Origin of the sequence: Gordonia sesuvii, from assembly GCF_036350415.1 — a bacterium.
GTDB lineage: Bacteria > Actinomycetota > Actinomycetes > Mycobacteriales > Mycobacteriaceae > Gordonia > Gordonia sesuvii.
The window spans coordinates 1,276,381-1,293,245 of the sequence record NZ_JAZDUF010000001.1; the positions used below are offsets into that span (position 1 = coordinate 1,276,381).

Here is a 16,865-nt window from a genome sequence, read left to right on the forward strand (position 1 = left end):
CCGGGTCACAGTGCCGCCTTCACGCGCTGGGCTTCGCGTTCAGCGAACTCCGGGGCCACCCCCGCCTTCATCCCGGCGAGTTTGGCGTCGATGTTCTCCGCCACGGTGATGGGTGGGTATCCGGGGCGCTCGGCGCTCGCGCAACCGGGCAGGGTCTCGATGAGCGCGTCGTGGTTGCCGTCGAAGAAGAAGGCCGCCGACCGGCGACGGATGATGCGGCCGTCCACCACGGGCGGATCCACCCGGTGGACAGTGGAGCGCCAACGGTCGTTGGTCCAGCGGGCCATCGCGTCGCCGAGGTTGACGAGAAGGGCACCGTCGGCGGGCTGCACGTCGTGCCAGACGCCGTCGACGTCGAGGACCTGCAGACCGGGCACCTGGTCGGCCCACAGGACGGTGAGGATGCCGAAGTCCGTGTGCGCGCCCATGCCGGTGAGTTCACCCGCCAGCTCGATCTCCCCTTCCGGCAGCGTGTAGTTGTTCATCTTCAATGCGTCGATCGAGTGGTCGGTCATGTCGTCGAAGTAGCCGGCCGGCAGGCCGAGCGCATCGGTGCAGGCGGTGAGCAACACCCGCGACACCGAGCGGACGGCATCGAACCAGGCCTCGACGGCCGGACGGAAGCCCGGCGCGGCGTCCGGCCACGTGTTGCTCGCGTAGCTCGACTCCGGCAACCCGGAGTCGGCGAACCAGGACCGCTCCGAACCGACGGTGAACGCCTCGTAGAAGTCGTTCATCTGATTCGCCGCCGCCACACCGAGACTCATGCTGAGTGACTCGCTCTTGGGTGGGCTGTAGCCCCGGTTCTCGCCGGGCCGGGTGTAGCGCTTCTTGACGTCGAGAGGCAGGGCGTAGAACTCGTCGAGGGCCGTCTTGAGGCCGTCGATGGTGGTGTCGTCGACGCCGTGCCCGACCACCTGGATGAATCCGACAGTGCTGCATGCCTCGTCGAGCGCTCGGGCGACGGGAGCGCGGTCGGCCGGGGTGCTGCTCGGGTCCAGGTATGGCGAGATGTCGATGGTGGGGACGGTGAACATGTTGTGCTCCTTGGTAGTTGGTGGCGGGTGGACTGAGCGATCTCGACTTCGACAAGCTCAGCCCGGCGGATACGGCTCCTCGCTGCCGCTCGTCACCTACTCGATCAGCGGGAGATTGCCACCTCCGCTGGTCGAGTAGTTTCGAGCCGCTAGGCGAGAAACGTATCGAGACCTCACCGCCGCCGGTTCACGAAAGCGTTGAGCACGCTGAAGATTCCGAATACCACGATCCCGAAGACGGACGCGAGCACGATCGCGGCGATGAGGTCGTCGGACTGCAGGCGCGCCCGGTAGATGTCCAGGAGGGTGCCGATGCCGGGCTCGCCCTTCGCGAAGAACATGTCGCCGATGATCGCGCCGACCACGACGAGTCCGGATGCGGTCCGGAATCCGGTCATCATCGACGGAAGTGCCGACGGGAACTCGAGTTTCGCGAGCCGCTGCGCAGTCGAGGCCTTCGTCAGCGTGAAGAGCTCATGCGCACCCTTGTCGACCGACACCATGCCGAAGTGGGTGTTGGCGATGATCGGGAAGATCGCGATGATGACGCAGACGATCGTCCGGGCGACCATCCCGTAGCCGAACCACAGGCCGATCAGCGGGACGATCGCCAGCACCGGGATCACCTGCAGCACAACCGCCCAGGGGTAGATGGCACGTTCGAGGAAGGACCCCCGGCTCATCACCACACCGATGGTCACGCCGATCAGCGCGGCGAACAGGAAGCCCACGAAGCTGACCTTCGCGGTCACCCACAGCGCGTCGATCATCGGTCCGACATGGTCGGGATCGAGCAGCGAGTTGGTCAGCACCTCGTGCGGCGGCGGCAAGAGGAAGCGCCGCTCCGGGCTGAGGATCAGGTAGCTGACGCAGTACCAGAGTCCGATCGCGGCGGCGAATGAGAGTGCCGGCGGCAGGCCGTAGCGCACAACGGCTTTGAGAACCCTCCTGCCGCGTGCGGATTCGGCGACAGGGGTGCCGGGCATCTGGCCACCGGTCGTTGTCGGGTCAGTCGTGGTGCTCATCGGGGTCGACGGTGCGGTCGTGGTCATCGTGCGCCTCGCAGGGTCTCGGAGATCTCGGCGACGTGTTCGGTGAACCGGGTGTCGTAGCGGAGATCGGCATTTCGCGGATAGGGAAAGTCGATTCGGATGTCGGCGACGATGCGGCCGGGTCGTGCGGACATCACGATCACCCGATTGGCCAGGAACACGGCCTCCGACACGGAGTGGGTGATGAACATGGCGGTGAAGCGTCGGTCGGCGTAGAGCCGCTGCAACTCGAGTTGCATGTCGAGGCGCGTCATCTCGTCGAGCGCACCGAACGGCTCGTCGAGCAACATCACCTGCGGTTCGGAGGTCAGCGTCCGGGCCAGCGAGGCGCGCATCTTCATGCCGCCCGACAGCATGCGCGGCAGCTGCTTCTCGAATCCGCTCAACCCGACCGCGTCGATCGCGCGCTGCGCCCGGGCGCGACGTTCCGCCTTCGGCAGGCGGGCGATCTCGGCACAGAGTTCGACGTTGGCGCGCACCGACCGCCAGGGCAACAGTGTCGGCTCCTGGAAGATGAAGCCGACCGAGTCGGTGGCGAGTGCGACGCTGCCGTCGGTCGGCGTCTCCAGGCCGGCGGCCATCCGCAGGAGCGTGGACTTTCCGCATCCCGACGGACCCACGACCGCGACGAAGTCGCCGTCGGCGATGTCGATGTCGATACCGTCGAGAGCCCGGGTGCCCGACCCGAACTGCTTGGTCACGCCGGACGCCGAGATGACGATGCCCTTGGTGAGGTGACGCGCGTCGGCGTCGTTCATGGTGTCGAAGAGGCTCATGAGCAATCCAGTCGTCGGAAGTACATGTAGATGGCGACCCATCCGCTGGCCTCCATACTTCGTTACATGTATTTCGCACCGGTGTCGCTGTGTTAACTCTGGATGACAGAACATGCAGGGAATCTGCGCCGGTCAAGCCAATTCGTGCACTTAGAGCAAGATATTCGCGCGACAGCGACCCCGATGCTGCACACGGCGACTACATGCAACCGGTTGGCATCTAGCCCCGACTGCTCTTAGCTTTACATGTAGATCGCACAAAGCGACGATTCCGGCACGGCCCCACAGGAGATTCGATGACCAGACGTACACCGTTCGCCGCGCGCAGCACGCGCGCCCTCGCGGTCGCGACCGCCGCACTCTGCGCCGCTGCGCTGGCCGGATGCGGCAGCGACTCGGACAGCGACACGGCCGCCGCCTCGAGCCTGCCGCCGGCTCCCGCCGAATCCGCGCTCGCCGACGTGTGCCCGTCAGACCTCGTGGTGCAGCTGCAGTGGCAACCACAGTCGGACATGGCAGGGGTGATCGGACTGCTCGGTCCGGGATACAGCGTCGACGGCGACGCCAAGTCGGTGACGGGCCCCCTCGCCTTCGACGGAATGGACACCGGCATCGACATCACGCTGCGCGCCGGCGGCCCCGCGATCGGCTTCCAGTCGGTGCCGTCGGCGATGTACGCCGACGACTCGATCGACCTCGGTCTTGTCCACGGCGATCAGCTCATCGCGGCCGCCAAGGACCAGCGAGTGGTCGGGGTGACCCCGCTGCTGCAGTACAACCCGTCCATCCTGATGTGGGATCCCGAGACGCATCCCGATCAGCAGACCATCGCCGACATCGGCCAGACGGACGAGACCGTGGTGGTCAGCAAGGATCAGATCTTCCCGCAGTGGTTGGTTGCCAAGGGCCTGCTCAAGGAAAGCCAGCTCGACCGGAGCTACGACGGCGCGCCGGCCCGCTTCGTCGGCGACCCGAGCATCGCGCAGCAGGGTTTCGCCAACTCCGAGCCCTACACCTACGAGAACGAGACCCCGTCGTGGAACAAGCCGATCGCCTACGAGATGGTCAAGGACGCCGGCTATGACGTGTACGCATCCAACCTCTCGGTGCGCGCCGACCGCCTCGACGAGATGACGCCCTGCCTGCAGAAGCTGGTTCCGATGATCCAGCAGACCGGCAAGGACTATGTCGCCGCCCCGGACGCGATCAACACCACCATCGTCGATTGGGTCTCGCAGGACACCAGCTTCAGCCCGTACACCGAGGGTGAGGCGCAGTACTCCGCACAGATGCTGAAGGACGAGGGCGTCATCGGTACCGGTGCCGACGGCGTGTGGGGCAGCTACGACCCGGCGAAAGCACAGTCGATCGTCGCCGATCTGGTGCCGATCCTGAACGACGGCGGCGCGGATCTGCCGACGCAGCTCCCGGCGGACCAGCTGTTCACCACCGAGTTCATCAGCGGCGACGTGCGCTGACGCTCCTCACGGTGGTACCGGCGTGCAACTCCTGCCCGCCGGTACCACCGTTGCTGTCATTCACGTCCGCTATGTCGGTGTCGTCGCAAGGGCAGTATGGTCGGCGGCGTGGAGATCTTGCTGATCATCATCGTTGCCCTGCTGCTGATCATCGCGGTTGTGGTCGTCTTCAGATTCCTGAGCGATCGCAAGGCGCAGAAGGCGGATGCCGACGCGCTGCGCGACCGCGCCTACGGCCCGCGCGACCCGTTCTCGACCGCCGACGACGACGCCGTGCGCGGAGATCCGCGGCAGCTCAAGCCCGGTGATCTCGTCGAACTGCGCGGTGAGACGTTCGCGGTCCGCGGGACGCTGCGGCTGTCGCAGAGCGGCTTCGAATGGACCGAGAACTTTCTCGACACCGGAACCGGCCGCAAGGCCTGGATCTCGGTCGAGGACGATCCGGACCTCGAGGTCGTGCTGTGGCATGAGTGCAAGGGCGTCACGGTGAGCCCGGGCCCCGACGCCGTCGAGCTCGACGGCCGCCGCTACCACTCCGACGAAGCGGGTTCGGCGGACTTCGCCTCCACCGGCACCACCGGGCTGGGCGGCCGCGGATCGATGCGCTACCACGACTACGAGGCCGGCGACGAACGGCTGTCCTTCGAGGACTTCGGCTCGGGCTGGGAGTGCGCGCGAGGCGAGGTGATCGCACGCAGCGAATATCGCATCTATCCCACCAACCCCACGCCGGGTTCGTGACGGCGCCCGGCATTGCGGCCGGTCACGTCCGCCTGGACGTCGCCTACGCCGACACGAGTGCTCGACAACTCGCCTTCTCCCTGTCCGCCGCCATCCGCGAACCCCTGGCGCGCTGCGACCATCGGTTCGAATCGGGGACGGTGTCACTGCGACTGCTCGGAGCGAGCCACCAGATCCTCGTCGACGACGGAGACCGGCAGATCTGCGAAACCGTCGCCTGCCTGCCGGGTCTGGACCGGCCGCTGCCCGGTTCGGTCAGCGACGAGTCGTACTCGTTCACGTCGTCGGTCGAGCACTGCGACGCCGAACGCCTCGCCGAGGTCGTCGGCGACCTGCGCGATCGGACGGCCGCCCACCGCTCCGCGGGCCTCCCGGCTCTCCTCGGCGAGTTCCCCGGACAGCCCCTCGCGGTGACCGCGGCGATCGCGTCGGCGCGCGGCGACGACATCGTCTGGCAGACGTGGCACACGTATCCGCAGTCGGCCGAGGTGGTCACGACCACCGGTGAGCTACGCGGTGCGGGGAGCAGCCGATGAGTTACCCACCGCCACCCGGAGGTCCGCCACCGAGTGGTCCGCCCCCCGGCGGACCGCCACCCGGGGGTCCCCCTCCTCCTGGTGGTCCCCCTCCCGGCGGACCTCCCGGAGGTTTCCGTCCGACCCCGGGTTTCGGCGACGATCCCCGCCGCGGCCTGCATCGAACCCGCAACATCATCATCGGCGTGATCGTGGTGATCGCCCTGTTCGCGATCGTCGGCGCGTGCTCGGTGCGTGCGCTCGGCGGACTCACCGGCGACGATGCCAGTGCCCGCAGCTACATCACCGCGAACTACCAGCGCGACACCTCGCTCGACGAGGGCAGCGTCGACGCCTACGTCGCGCAGGGAACCCCGGCGTCGGTGGCGAGCGAACTCAGCGGCGTCGAGCAGCCGGTCGATCAGCGTGCGGGTGACACATCGAACGCGGCCGATGCCGAGGGCACCCAGTTCCTGCAGTACCCCGACTACGTCATCGGCCTGTTCCCCTTGGCCGCGGATACGACGAAGGTCATGCTGAGTCGCGACTACCGGTCCGGTTACAACCACTTTCTGCCCTTCGTCGGCGCATTCTGGGTTCCGACACCGAACTTCGGCGGATCGGGCAGCGATTTCCGCGGCGGCGGCTCCGGGAGCGGGAAATGACGAACCCACGACCCAGGACCGCCACCCCATGACACCGACGTCCCCTCTCCCATCCCTCACCCGACGCGCTTCACGACCTGAACCGGAGGACACGTGCTCGAAGATCTGATCCGAAATGCCTACTCCGCCGCCGCATACGGCGCGACGGGGATGGTGCTCATGTTGCTGTCCTTCGCGGTCATCGACGGTCTGACGCCGGGCAATCTGCGGCATCTGCTGTGGGCGGACCGCAACCGCAACGCGGGAATCCTGGTCGGCTCCAATGCCTTCGCGGTGGCGATCATCGTCACTGCGGCGATCGTGGCCAGTGAGGGCCGACTGTTCGAGGGTCTCACCTACACGGTCGTGTACACGATCATCGGGGTCGTCATCATGACGGTCACGTTCTTCATCATCGACCTGTTCACCCCGGGCAAGCTGGGTGAGCTCGTCGTGCACCCGGAAAGTCATCCCGCGGTGTGGATGCACGGTGTGGTGCACGTCGGCATCGCGATGATCGTCGCCGCCTCCATCCTGTAGCGCCAACCCCGCAGTTCCACCGTGACCACCTTCGACGAACCCGAACCCGGCGTGTCCGAACCGGGCGCGCCGGGCACCTCGTCGGCGCACGGTCGGGCGCGGTGGTCGCGTGCGGCGCTGCTGGCCGTCGTCTTCGTCTGCGCGGCATGTGGTCTCGTCTACGAACTCGCCCTGGTCTCGCTCGGCTCATTCCTGATCGGCAACACCGCCACGCAGGCCTCGATCGTGCTCTCGGTGATGGTGTTCGCGATGGGTGTCGGGTCGCTGGCCGCCAAACCCCTGCAGTCCCGGCCGATCACGTCGTTCGCGGCGATCGAACTCGGTCTGGCCCTGCTCGGCGGGCTGTCGGTGATGGGCCTCTACGCCGCGTTCGCGTATCTGTCGCTCTACACACCAGCGCTCGTGGCGGTCGCATTCGTGCTCGGTCTGCTCATCGGCGCGGAGATCCCGCTGCTGATGGTGCTGCTGCAACGGATCCGGCGTCAGGATGCCGGTAGCGCGGTCGCCGACATGTTCGCCGTCGACTACATCGGCGCACTGGTCGGCGGACTCTGCTTCCCCTTTCTACTACTCCCCCTGTTCGGTCAGCTCGAGGGAGCGCTGGTCGTCGGCCTCGTCAACGCCGCCGCCGGCAGCTTCCTGGTGTTCGGCGTGTTCCGCAAAGACCTCGGACGCCTGGCGCGCGGGATTCTCGGCATCGCCGCGGTGGCGGTGATCGCGGCGCTGGTCGCCGGGATGATCTGGGCCGACAGGTTCGAGGTGACCGCCCGGCAGGCGATGTTCCGGGATCCGATCGTGGCGGCCGAACGAACGCCGTACCAGGACATCGTGATCACCGAGCGGGGAACTCGACTCGGCACCGATACCCGTCTGTATCTCAACGGCGACCTGCAGTTCTCGTCGATCGACGAGTACCGCTACCACGAGTCGCTCGTACATCCGGCGATGGCGGGACCTCGTGACGACGTGCTCATCCTGGGCGGCGGCGACGGTCTCGCGCTGCGTGAGGTTCTCCGCTACCCCGACGTCTCCTCGGCCACGCTGGTCGAACTCGACCCGGAGATGATCCGGCTCGGCCGCGAGGACGACCGGCTCACGCGACTCAACGACGGGTCGTTGGACGATCCGCGGGCCTCCGTGGTCACCGCCGACGCCTTCTCGTGGCTTCGGGAGAACCGGCAACTGTTCGACGTCGTCATCGTCGACATGCCCGATCCCGACGAATCGGCAACGGCCAAACTGTATTCCACCGAGTTCTACAGCCTCGTGAGCGCCCACCTCGCCGACAGCGGACGGGCGGTGGTGCAGGCCGGATCACCGTACTTCGCGCCGAAGTCGTTCTGGTGCATCGAATCCACCCTGCGTGCCGCCGGTCTCGCCACCACCCCGTATCACGTCGACGTCCCGTCGTTCGGCGACTGGGGATACTTCCTGACCGGTCACACGCCACCCGAACTGGGCCTCTCGGCGCCGGCGCCGCTGCGCTTCGTCACCGACGATGAACTCGTCGCCGCCGCGGTGTTCCCGGCCGACCGGCCGCGCCTCGACCTACCGCCGTCCACCCTGATGGACCCCCGCATCCTGCGCTACGCGCAGTCGGAGTGGGCTGCCTACTGATCGGCGTGCGGTCGGTACCGACCTTTCGTGAACACGACGACCCTCAGGATGGAATCGTGGAGTCCATGTCCGGCCAGTTGGCGATAGCACTCGCGATCATCGCGGTGGTTGTCGTCGTGGCCGCGGCCGTGGTGCTCATCCGGACCCGCCGAGTCGTCACGACGCCGACGGAACGGGCCGTTCACTTCGCCCTGCAGACGGCGTCGCAGGCCGCGCGCTCACTGCGCACCGGGCTCTCCGCCGACTCCGCTCGTGAGGCGCTGCCCCACCTGCGCGACCTCACCACGGCGGACGCACTCGCCCTGTACGACTCGCACGGGGAACTGCTGGCATGCGAACCCGATGACGACTCACTGTGGGGCGGCGCTCTCACCGACGCCACCGCGCACGCGGCACACACCGCCGAGGTCGACCAGCGTCGCGTCCTGGTCAACGATCCCTGCGGGACGGAATCGCGTGTGCGAGCGCTGATCGCGCAACCGCTGGTCGCCGACGACGCCGGGGTCGGCACCCTGGTCGTCGTGACCAATCACCGTCCGGGGCCCGGCATGATGGGCGCGGTCGGCGAGGTCGCGCGGTACGTATCGAGCCAGATCGAACTGGCCGAACTCGAGGCGTCCCGAGCTCGGCTCGACCGCGCCGAGGTGCTGGCGTTGCGCGCCCAGATCAGCCCGCACTTCATCTACAACGCCCTCAACACGATCGCGTCGTTCGTCCGCACCGACCCCGACCGCGCCCGCGAACTCATCCTGGATTTCGCCGACTTCACCCGATACTCCTTCCGGGCGGCAGGCGAGTACACCGTCCTCGCCGACGAACTGCGCAACATCGACCGCTACCTCACCCTCGAACGAGCGAGGTTCGGGCCGTCCCTGGACGTTCGGCTGCAGGTGTCACCAGAGGTGCTCAACGTCGTCGTACCGTTCCTGGCGTTGCAACCACTGGTGGAGAACGCCGTACGGCACGGCCTGGCCGGCAAAGGCGGCGGGACCATCACGATCACCGCCGCCGACGAGGGTACCGACTGCGTGATCACCATCGAGGATGACGGCGTCGGGATGGACCCCGAACTGCTGCGATCGGGAGACATCGACGCGCTGGACGGCGGCAGGGACCCGGCGCAGCGGAGTGAGTCCGACGGCGCACACGTGGGGCTCACCAATGTGGACCATCGGCTGCGCGCCGCATTCGGCAACGACTACGGTCTAGTGGTCGACACGGGCGTCGGCGCCGGTACCCGGGTCGGAATGCGGGTCCCCAAATTCCGCGCCGGTATCCGGGCCTGACGATCCCGGTCGAGTCGAAGGAGGTGGGTCATGTCCCTGGTCGTCCTCGCGGTCGACGACGAACCGCCCGCGCTCGACGAACTCGCCTACCTCCTCGGCAGACAACCCGAGGTCGACGAGGTGTTCACCGCCGGTGACGCCACCCATGCGCTTCGCGAACTCAGTGAGCGGCGCATCGACGCGCTGTTCCTCGACATCAACATGCCCGGTCTCAGTGGCCTCGAACTCGCCGGCGTGCTCCGGCAGTATGCCGAGCCACCTGGCGTGGTGTTCGTGACGGCCCACGAGGACAAGGCCGTCGACGCGTTCGACGTCGGGGCCGTCGACTACCTCCTCAAACCGTTGCGCGAACAGCGTCTCGCGCAAGCGATCTCGCGCCTGACCGCCGCACGTGACAGTGCACAGCAGCGCCCCGCCGATGGGCCGTCACGCATGCCCGCTTCCGACGAGGTCATCCCGGTGGAGCTCTCGGGGGTCACATCACTGGTCCGCCGCGACAGCATCTCCTGGGTGGAGGCCGTGGGCGACTACGCTCGCCTACACTCGGACTCGGGCGCCCATCTGGTTCGAATCCCGTTGTCCACGTTGGCCACGCGTTGGCAGGACCACGGATTCCAGCGGGTACACCGCTCCTACCTGGTGGCGGTGCGGATGATCACGGGCCTGCGGGCCAAGGGATCGTCGACGGTCGTGTGCGTGCGCGCCAACGGCGCGTCGGAGGCCGTGGAGCTGCCGGTGAGCCGACGCCAACTCCGTGAACTCAAGGACCTGCTCGTCCGGGACCCGATGCGCCAGATCCGCGCTGACAGCGAAACATAAAGGCGATGAACCGATCTCGAGTGGCATCATGACCGACCACCCCCCGCGCCGCGAACGCGTCGTCCTCGCGCAACGCCGCGGAGCGCGCATGATGCGCACCCGCATGGAAGTCCAGGAGCAGACCGAGGTCGGCGATGCGCTCGTGCGGGGCCTGATGCGAGCACAGCTCGGCCTGGCGCTGCGCCTGGCGGTGGCCGTCGTCGTCGTGATCGTCGCGATCCCGCTGACCGGCACCCTCTTCCCTGCCCTGACGACCGTGAGCTTTCTCGGCATCCGACTGAACTGGCTGGTCCTCGTCTTCGCCCTCTACCCGCTGCTGTACGTCGCGGGGCGCATCTATGTCCACTTCGCCGAGCAGGCGGAGCGCGATTTCCTGCGCGTCGTCGACGACGAGACCTGAGCGCGTGAACACCGACGTCGACGCCCTCACCGCGGTCGCACTGGCACTCGCTGCGATCGCGACGGTCGCGGTGGGCGCCTACGGTGGCCGCCTGTCGCGGACCACGTCGGACTTCCTGGTCGCCTCCCGCAGCGTCGGCCCGCGGTGGAACGCTGCGGCCATCTCCGGTGAGTACCTTTCCGCGGCCTCCTTTCTCGGCGTGGCCGGGCTGGTTGCGAAGTACGGCGCCGACGCGTTGTGGTACCCGATCGGATTCACCGCCGGGTACCTGGGGCTACTGCTGTTCGTCGCCGCCCCGCTGCGACGCTCCGGCGCCTACACGGTCCCCGACTTCGCCGAGTTTCGGCTGAACTCGCGCGCCGTCCGGCTCACCGCCATGACCGTCGTCGTGGTGGTGTGCGTGCTGTACCTGATTCCGCAGCTACAGGGGGCGGGGCTGACGCTGAACATCCTGCTGGGTGCGCCGGTGTGGGCGGGTGCGGTCGGGGTCGGCGCGATCGTCATCGTCAACGTCGTCGGCGGCGGCATGCGATCGATCACGTTCGTCCAGGCGTTCCAGTACTGGCTCAAACTCACCGCCATCGCGGTGCCCGCCCTGGTGTTGCTGATGGTGTTCCTGAGCGACCGGTCGGCGCTCGGCGACCCGGTGCCGCCGCGGGTCGATCAGGCGACCACGGTAGACGTGACCACACCCGTCACCGTGACCGTGCCCGAGACCGGCGGCCTCACCGTCACCGGGATGCTCGACGGCGAGCAGGTCGAGGCGGCGCCGATCCCGTCGACCGGCACCCACGAACTCGGCGCCGGCACGGTGATCCGTCTCGAGGCGGGCGCCGCCACACCCGTCGTCGAGGGCGCGCCGACGACCGGCGAAGGGTGGATCACCTCCGGCGGCGGGCTCGGTGGGCGTCAGCCGTTGTTCGAGGTGTTGTCGCTGATCGTGGCCACCTTCCTCGGCACCATGGGGCTGCCGCATGTGCTGGTGCGCTTCTACACCAACCCGGACGGACGGTCGTCGCGCCGAACCGCGCTCGCGGTGATCGGGCTCTTGTCGTTGTTCTATCTGTTCCCCACCATCCTGGGCGTCCTTGCCCGGCTGTACGTGCCGCAGCTGCTCATCACCGGTACCTCCGACGCCGCGGTGCTGCTTTTGCCGGCCGCGGCGGTCGGCGGCATACCCGGCCAGATCCTGGCGGCGATGGTCGCGGCCGGTGCGATCGCGGCGTTCCTGGCCACGTCGTCGGGCCTGTTGGTCAGCATCGCCGGCGCACTCTCCACCGATGTGCTGCGCGGCCGGGTTCGTGACTTCCGGATCGCCGCGCTCATCGGCGGCCTGATCCCGATCGGACTGTCGCTGGCGGCGGCGTCTCTCGAACTGTCGCGTACGGTCGGGCTCGTCTTCGCCGTGGCCGCGTCGACGCTGTGTCCGCTTCTCGTGCTGGGCATCTGGTGGCGTGGGCTGACCGCGCCGGGAGCTGTCGCGGGGCTCGTGGTCGGGGGACTGAGTTCAGGCGCCGCGACCAGCCTTGCGATCGCCGGCGTGGTGCGCAACGACATCCTCGGCGGCTGGCCTGCCGAGATCATCGGTTATCCCGCGCTGATCACCGTCCCGCTGGCGTTCGCCACAATGATCGTCGTCAGTCTGGCGACCCGACGCAGGGTGCCCGACGACCTCTCACGCACCTTCGCCCGCATGCACGTCCCCGAACGGCTCGGGATGGGAATCGAGCGGTTGCCGAGCGAGTAGGTCCGTTCGCGTGGCCTCGATCTCGACAGAGCTCGATCCGGCGGATCCGCGTCGGGCTCGCAAGCTCGCACGCCGCTACTCGACCGGCGGAAATCGCTCGCTGGTCGAGTAGCCTCCGAGCGCAGCGAGGACGCGTATCGAGACCTCCCACTCGACCGCTCGTCGGCCGTCACCGACCGCCCGTCGCACAGTCAACCGACTTCGACGTGTGACCCGCGCCACGGCATTCTTCTGTGACCTGCACCTCAATACGCTTGCAACCCGAGAGTCATCACAGACATTTTCAGGAGGTAGGCGTGTCCACGACCGAACATCCGCCCGGCGCGGCGGCGACCTCGCCGACGGGCGAGCAATGGCTTGAGGTCCAAGCCAGCCCGGAGTTCCAGGACCTGCGGCATCGACTGCGCCGGTTCGTCTTCCCGCTGACGGCGTTCTTCCTGCTCTGGTACGCCCTCTACGTGCTGCTGGGCGCCTTCGCCCACGACTTCATGGCCACGAAGGTGTGGGGCGACATCAACATCGGGCTGATCCTCGGACTCCTGCAGTTCGTGTCGACGTTCGTGATCACCGGGCTGTACGTGCGGTTCGCCAACCGTGAGCTGGATCCGCGGGCCACCGCGATCCGCGAGAAGATGGAAGGAGAGCTCACGGTATGAGCTCCGTACAGACCTACGACCTCGCCGCGACCGTCGGCAGTCCCGTCGCCAACATCTCGATCTTCCTCGCGTTCGTCGCGGTCACCATGTACGTGGTGATCCGGGCGAGCAAGAACAACAAGTCCGCGGCCGACTTCTTCACCGGTGGTCGCGGCTTCTCCGGACCACAGAACGGCGTCGCGATCGCCGGTGACTACCTGTCCGCGGCGAGCTTCCTCGGTATCGCGGGCGCGATCGCCGTCTACGGCTACGACGGGTTCCTCTACTCCATCGGCTTCCTGGTGGCGTGGCTCGTCGCGCTGCTCCTCGTCGCCGAATTGCTGCGTAACACAGGCAAGTTCACCATGGCCGACGTGCTCAGCTTCCGGTTGCGGCAGCGACCGGTGCGCTTGGCGGCGGCCATCTCGACACTGATGGTGTCGCTGTTCTACCTGCTCGCTCAGATGGCCGGTGCCGGTGGCCTGGTCGCGCTGCTGCTCGACATCGAGAGCCGCGTCGGTCAGTCGATCGTCATCGCGATCGTCGGCGCGCTGATGATCGTCTACGTGCTCATCGGCGGTATGAAGGGCACCACCTGGGTGCAGATCATCAAGGCGGTGCTGCTCATCGCGGGCGCCGCGATCATGACCGTCATCGTGCTGGCCAAGTTCGGCATGAACCTGTCGAGCATCCTCGGGTCCGCGCAGGACGCGATCAGCGGATCGTCGGATGAGCAGGTCGCCGCGCGTGACGTTCTCGCACCGGGCGCCCAGTACGGCGGGTCGCTGGAGTCGCAGATCAACTTCATCTCGCTGGCCGTCGCCCTGGTGCTCGGCACCGCGGGTCTGCCGCATGTGCTGATGCGCTTCTACACCGTGCCCACGGCGAAGGAAGCGCGTAAGTCCGTCGTGTGGGCCATCGCCCTGATCGGCGCGTTCTACCTGTTCACGCTGGTCCTCGGTTATGGTGCGGCCGCGCTGGTCGGGCCGGACGAGATCCGCAATGCGGCTGGCGGACAGAACTCCGCGGCGCCATTGCTGGCGTTCGAGCTAGGTGGTGTGGTGCTACTCGGCATCATTTCCGCGGTGGCGTTCGCGACCATCCTCGCCGTGGTCGCCGGCTTGGCGATCACCGCGTCGGCATCGTTCGCCCACGACATCTACGGCAGCGTGATCAAGCGCGGCCAGGCCAGCGAGGACGATCAGGTGAAGGTGTCGCGGTACACCGTCGTGGTGCTCGGCATCATGGCGATCATCCTGGGCATCCTGGCCAACGGGCAGAACATCGCCTTCCTGGTGGCATTGGCATTCGCCATCGCCGCCGCGGCCAACCTGCCGACGATCGTGTACTCGCTGTACTGGAAGCGGTTCAACACTCGCGGCGCCCTGTGGAGCATCTACGGCGGTCTGATCTCGACGATCGTCCTGATCGTGTTCTCGCCGGCCGTGTCCGGTTCGGAGTCGGCGATGATCCCAGGCGCCGACTTCGCGTGGTTCCCGCTGTCCAACCCCGGCATCATCTCGATCCCGGTGGGCTTCATCCTCGGTATCGTCGGCTCGCTGACGACACCGAAGGACGCCGGCACCCCGGAACGCAACGCCGAGATGGAGGTTCGCTCGCTGACCGGTGTGGGTGCGGAAAAGGCTGTGGCGCACTAACACTGCCGCTCCCGCGCATTCTCGTTCCGTTCCCGCTCCCTCGACCGAAGGAGCGGGAACGAAACGTGTGAGCGACAAGCTTCGACTCACCGCAGGGCGATGATCTCCGTCCCTGAAGGCCGTTGCTCGTCAAAGGGAAGCGGACAGACCAGGAGAAGTGAGCCGGGAACCGGCACCAAGCGGCCGGACGCGCGACCACACGGTGACGGTCGACGGCTGAGCGTGTTGTCGGGATGCACCGTCACCATCTGGTACGGCCTGTCACGGGCGAACACGGTCGCCGTCACGAGGTCATCCCCGACCATCGCCCACCGACCGGTGTTGAGCGCCGGACTCGACCATGAGGTCCGCGCCTCGACGCCACCGATCCGGCGCCGCTCCCCCGAAGGCATCATCAGCACGTCGGTGACATCGTCACCGGGATGCGCCACCAACTGCGCCACGTCGCCCGGAACCAGCCCCTCCTCCGGGGCCAGGTGAAGCCACTCGACCTGCCCCCAATCGACTCGCGCTGTCGCGGTCGCGGTGTCGATCACCGCCAGGGCCTCGTTGCGCGTGACGCGGTCCAGGTTGTAGCGAACCGCCACCCGCGACCCCATCACAGCGAGAACGTCCCACATGATGACAGCGTCGGCATCTCTCCATCGCGGAAGGTCGATGGGTATCCGTTGTGGTTCACCGGTTGTGAGATCAAAGGAGACGGCCGCGACATCCTTCGGACCCGGACACAGCTCGAACACCACCACGGAGTGCGTCGCAGTCGTGGCGCTCCAGCGGTCGGCGCACTCGGGTATCGACCGATTCCACCGCACGTGTCCGGTTCGGATGTCGAGGGCACCGATCCGCGCATCAGCACCCTCGCCACGCACCACGCCGACGGCTCCGTCGCCGTCCGACACCGCCCGCGACCGCACGGCCCAGCCCTCGGAGTTGGTCCACAGGTGCCGGCCGGACATGGCATCGAATGCGATCAGGCCGGCATCGGCCTGCTCATCGAGCGCCGCAGGTGTGTAGTCGTCGTCTTCGGCACATTGCACGACGACCACACTGTCGACGTCGGTACCGGTCGACCACGCCGCATAGGGGGAACACCCCTCTGGCAATTCGTCGGTCGCGAATCGCCAGCGGCTCCGACCAGACGCTCCGTCATAGGCGGTCACTGCTTCCTCGTCGACCGTGACAAATCCGGGGCCGGCCGGGACCATGTGCTGCGAGATCGTGCTTCGAAGTCGGTAGGCCACCTGGTGACCGACCGAAGTCGGGGTCATCGGTATGGCGATCGGGGCGGCGAGTGCTGCGCCGGCACGGGAAGCGGACGCAACCGCGACACCCGAAACGCTCACCGCCAGCGCGACGACGAGTGCGATGACGGTCCCGGTCCATCGACTCCTCGGACCAGAGCGGGCGCGCACGTCGTCGGTGACGGCAGCCGTGAGCAACGCGAGCGATGCCACGGCATACAGCACCCACGTCAACCGGGAGAGTTCCACGACCGGATACGCACCCGGACCCGAGAGCGCGAATTCAGCATCCTGCGCGGGCTCACCCAGGTAGACGAACGCCACCACCGCAGTGACACAAGCAGCAAACGCCGCCACCGGCATCGTGATGGGTCGGCGGTGCACCAGAAACACGGTGAGTGCAATTACTATCGCGCCCACCGCAACTCCGGCACTGAGCGAGATCGCCAGGTACGTGGTCGCGGCGCCGAAATCACCGCCAATCCAATTCTCCGGCCTCCGGAACACGAGCGCGACAATCGCCAAAACAGTTGCGCCGACGGCTGTGCCGACGGCCACACCCAGACAGACCCGACGCAGCACCGCGGGTCACCCCCGATCGATTCAGTATGTGACAGTTCAGTCTCAGGTCCCGGACCCATGCCTCCCCCAGCGGGGTCCTGCCGTGAGAGTGTCGCAT

16 protein-coding genes are annotated in these 16,865 nt (G+C 67.3%); 12 read left to right on the plus strand and 4 right to left on the minus strand.

Annotated elements, in window-relative coordinates; all coding sequences use genetic code 11:
• Positions 1-5 precede the first annotated feature (5 nt).
• The 3 genes from VZC37_RS05900 to VZC37_RS05910 all read right to left on the minus strand — a co-directional run bounded on the left by VZC37_RS05900 (position 6) and on the right by VZC37_RS05910 (position 2,865).
• Positions 6-1,037 (minus strand): isopenicillin N synthase family dioxygenase, encoded by a 1,032-nt coding sequence (locus VZC37_RS05900; protein WP_330431467.1) that lies wholly within the window; start codon positions 1,035-1,037, stop codon positions 6-8.
• 173 nt (positions 1,038-1,210) lie between these two features.
• On the minus strand, positions 1,211-2,062 hold the full coding sequence (locus tag VZC37_RS05905; protein WP_431309326.1) for an ABC transporter permease: 852 nt from the start codon (positions 2,060-2,062) through the stop codon (positions 1,211-1,213).
• A gap of 23 nt (positions 2,063-2,085) precedes the next feature.
• Positions 2,086-2,865 (minus strand): ABC transporter ATP-binding protein, encoded by a 780-nt coding sequence (locus tag VZC37_RS05910; RefSeq protein WP_330431469.1) that lies wholly within the window; start codon positions 2,863-2,865, stop codon positions 2,086-2,088.
• A gap of 296 nt (positions 2,866-3,161) precedes the next feature.
• Here VZC37_RS05910 and VZC37_RS05915 point away from each other — a divergent pair, with 296 nt between their 5' ends.
• The 12 genes from VZC37_RS05915 (at position 3,162) to VZC37_RS05970 (ending at position 14,945) form a co-directional block, all read left to right on the plus strand.
• A complete protein-coding gene (locus tag VZC37_RS05915; protein ID WP_330431470.1) occupies positions 3,162-4,343 on the plus strand; it encodes a nitrate ABC transporter substrate-binding protein in 1,182 nt (393 codons plus the stop codon).
• 108 nt (positions 4,344-4,451) lie between these two features.
• Positions 4,452-5,084 (plus strand): DUF4178 domain-containing protein, encoded by a 633-nt coding sequence (locus VZC37_RS05920; RefSeq protein WP_330431471.1) that lies wholly within the window; start codon positions 4,452-4,454, stop codon positions 5,082-5,084.
• A complete protein-coding gene (locus VZC37_RS05925) occupies positions 5,081-5,620 on the plus strand; it encodes a DUF2617 family protein (RefSeq protein WP_330431472.1) in 540 nt (179 codons plus the stop codon). Before VZC37_RS05920 ends, VZC37_RS05925 begins: the two co-directional genes overlap by 4 nt.
• On the plus strand, positions 5,617-6,264 hold the full coding sequence (locus VZC37_RS05930; protein WP_330431473.1) for a DUF4247 domain-containing protein: 648 nt from the start codon (positions 5,617-5,619) through the stop codon (positions 6,262-6,264). The genes VZC37_RS05925 and VZC37_RS05930 overlap by 4 nt, the downstream gene beginning before the upstream one ends.
• Before the next feature lie 93 nt (positions 6,265-6,357).
• Positions 6,358-6,783: a DUF350 domain-containing protein gene (locus tag VZC37_RS05935; RefSeq protein WP_330431474.1), complete on the plus strand. Its 426-nt coding sequence runs from the start codon at positions 6,358-6,360 to the stop codon at positions 6,781-6,783.
• 51 nt (positions 6,784-6,834) lie between these two features.
• Positions 6,835-8,400 (plus strand): polyamine aminopropyltransferase, encoded by a 1,566-nt coding sequence (locus VZC37_RS05940; protein WP_330431721.1) that lies wholly within the window; start codon positions 6,835-6,837, stop codon positions 8,398-8,400.
• A gap of 65 nt (positions 8,401-8,465) precedes the next feature.
• Entirely contained in the window at positions 8,466-9,686 is a 1,221-nt protein-coding gene (locus VZC37_RS05945) for a sensor histidine kinase (RefSeq protein WP_330431722.1), read from the plus strand.
• A gap of 30 nt (positions 9,687-9,716) precedes the next feature.
• Positions 9,717-10,505 carry a LytR/AlgR family response regulator transcription factor gene (locus tag VZC37_RS05950; RefSeq protein WP_330431475.1) on the plus strand — a complete coding sequence of 263 codons (789 nt, stop codon included), beginning with the start codon at positions 9,717-9,719 and terminating at the stop codon, positions 10,503-10,505.
• 28 nt (positions 10,506-10,533) lie between these two features.
• The gene (locus VZC37_RS05955) at positions 10,534-10,905 is read left to right on the plus strand and encodes a hypothetical protein (RefSeq protein ID WP_330431476.1); all 372 of its coding nucleotides are present in this window, start codon (positions 10,534-10,536) and stop codon (positions 10,903-10,905) included.
• Positions 10,906-10,909: 4 nt separating this feature from the next.
• Positions 10,910-12,652 (plus strand): sodium/solute symporter, encoded by a 1,743-nt coding sequence (locus tag VZC37_RS05960; protein WP_330431477.1) that lies wholly within the window; start codon positions 10,910-10,912, stop codon positions 12,650-12,652.
• 296 nt (positions 12,653-12,948) lie between these two features.
• Entirely contained in the window at positions 12,949-13,308 is a 360-nt protein-coding gene (locus tag VZC37_RS05965) for a DUF485 domain-containing protein (protein WP_330431478.1), read from the plus strand.
• Positions 13,305-14,945: a solute symporter family protein gene (locus VZC37_RS05970; RefSeq protein WP_330431479.1), complete on the plus strand. Its 1,641-nt coding sequence runs from the start codon at positions 13,305-13,307 to the stop codon at positions 14,943-14,945. The genes VZC37_RS05965 and VZC37_RS05970 overlap by 4 nt, the downstream gene beginning before the upstream one ends.
• Positions 14,946-15,031: 86 nt before the next feature.
• On the opposite strand, the gene VZC37_RS05975 is transcribed toward VZC37_RS05970, so the two are convergent.
• The gene (locus tag VZC37_RS05975) at positions 15,032-16,768 is read right to left on the minus strand and encodes an outer membrane protein assembly factor BamB family protein (RefSeq protein ID WP_330431480.1); all 1,737 of its coding nucleotides are present in this window, start codon (positions 16,766-16,768) and stop codon (positions 15,032-15,034) included.
• Between the last annotated feature and the right edge of the window lie 97 nt (positions 16,769-16,865).